Source organism: Loktanella sp. DJP18 (assembly GCF_049310965.1).
In the GTDB taxonomy this organism is placed as follows: Bacteria; Pseudomonadota; Alphaproteobacteria; order Rhodobacterales; family Rhodobacteraceae; genus Loktanella.
In genome coordinates this window covers 1-1,691 of sequence record NZ_JBMERN010000298.1, presented here as the reverse complement: position 1 = coordinate 1,691, position 1,691 = coordinate 1, and the positions used below count along the sequence as shown (strand labels likewise).

Below are 1,691 nucleotides of genomic sequence, written 5' to 3'. Positions count from 1 at the left end.
GGCCATTGTAATCATGACATTAAACGACAAGGAGCGACAGGAAGCGACAGTATTGATGAGGGGAAGCTCGGCATTGCCGTCAAGTCGGCAGCCGTCGGCAAGCGGCCCAAAACCAACCTTACTTCAACTCGCGGCGAACGGCAGCTTCGAGCCCTTTTCGGCCTTGTTATGAAGCTTGACGGGGACGGATAGTGAGAACAGGATAAACGAAATGTACTTGTTTCATCTCTAGCTTCTACTACTCTCAACATGTGGAATTTTTAATGGAGAGAGCTCACTCATGAATTGCCACATTGCATATGTAAGTTTGGCTCGCTCGGAACTAGAGCCTAAGGTGCTTTCAGATATTCTCGAGGTTTCTGTCCGAAATAACCGACGTGATGGTATCACAGGCGTGCTTATGCACCATGATGATCTGTTTTTTCAGGTTCTTGAAGGTGAGAGACGCGTTGTCGAGCAATGCTATGCGCGAATTTGCAAAGACCCGCGTCACACAAGCATTTCAGAAACCTTAAATGAAACGGTAGAAGTTCGATCGTTTCCGGACTGGTTGATGGGATACGTAGGCCCGGACGAGATTGGCAAGTATTCTGATGGAGCATTGTTATCATTGGCTGAATTGGATTCACCCAAGTTTTCTTCTGCAGACAGGCGTGGAAATGCTTTGTTACTTGCGCGATTGGTATTCAAAGGCTTTACGGAGCGCTGACACTTACCGACAAGGCAAAAATGTGACCTCCTGTTGCAACCAATATGCAAAAGTTCAATTCGGCAGCACAGCAGGCCTCAGTGCAAATCGCTGCACAGATCCGGTTTAGGCCCCTTGACCAAGCGACACGAAGGAAAATCTGGTTTGAAACAAACCGGAGGCAGGCCTCCGCTTCGCCTCTGGAAGCCCCCAGTTTAGTAACTGCCCAGAAACCTACATGCTCGTCTCATCGCGCCACGCCGCCATATCACCCAGCCCGGCCTCAATCCGATCGCGCACGTCAGTGCCATCATCGTTGACCCACCAAGCTCGCTGCCACCCGCGCCCACGTCCCGCCCGACGATACGCAGCCGATTTAAGGGACATTTCCCTATAAGAGGTACTTATAGGGTTTTGTCCCTTAAATGCGGCCCTCTCGAGAACCTTTTTGGCCTGCTCGACATTTGCAAACAGCCCCGGATGCAACGCCACCGCATCGGCCGGGCTGTCGACGGCCACGCCGGCCATCAGCATCTGCTGGAACACGTCAGGGCATTCGACGTCCCACGTCACCAGGCGATCGAAGACCAACGGCAGGGCGGCATCTGCGAGGATGTGCACCTCCAGCGGATTTTCGGCCGTCCGGTTCACGCCCCGGCCACGACCGACGACCTGGATCAGCTCGTCGTCGCAGATCGCCGCCCGCAATGTCTCCGCCTGCGGATCCTCGTGGCGCAGCACGACCATGCCACGGACCAGGCCTGATGCCATCCGCAGTCCGGCCACGTCGTGGCGGTAACGGCCGAGCGGGACCTCACCGAAGTAGGTCCCGGACAGGGCCTCGATCTCCTGGCTTGGAGGCAGCGGGCGGCCAATGCTGATCAGCAAGGCCACATCCTTGAAACCGTCGAGGCCCGCGATCGCATTGAAGTGGGCCGTTTCGACATTTGAAATGTCGGCTAACGCCGCCTCGATGCTGAGATATCTCACGACGAGCACGCGC

General features: G+C 55.2%; 2 protein-coding genes and 1 pseudogene. 2 read left to right on the top strand and 1 reads right to left on the bottom strand.

The window, feature by feature from the left end; genetic code table 11:
• Together ACOI1H_RS25380 and ACOI1H_RS25375 are read left to right on the top strand one after the other, a co-directional pair.
• Positions 1–192 (top strand): hypothetical protein (locus ACOI1H_RS25380; RefSeq protein WP_422441077.1); only part of this gene is annotated, 192 nt, incomplete at its 5' end.
• An 88-nt stretch (positions 193–280) separates the two neighbouring features.
• A complete protein-coding gene (locus ACOI1H_RS25375; RefSeq protein ID WP_422441075.1) occupies positions 281–709 on the top strand; it encodes a BLUF domain-containing protein in 429 nt (142 codons plus the stop codon).
• 213 nt (positions 710–922) lie between these two features.
• Here the strand turns inward: ACOI1H_RS25375 and ACOI1H_RS25370 are convergent.
• Positions 923–1,691: pseudogene (locus ACOI1H_RS25370) on the bottom strand (hypothetical protein); the annotation flags it as partial.

Excerpts from the sequence above, each read along its gene's own strand:
- ACOI1H_RS25375 (WP_422441075.1), top strand. The coding sequence starts at position 281 with ATGAATTGCCACATTGCATATGTAAGTTTGGCTCGCTCGGAACTAGAG.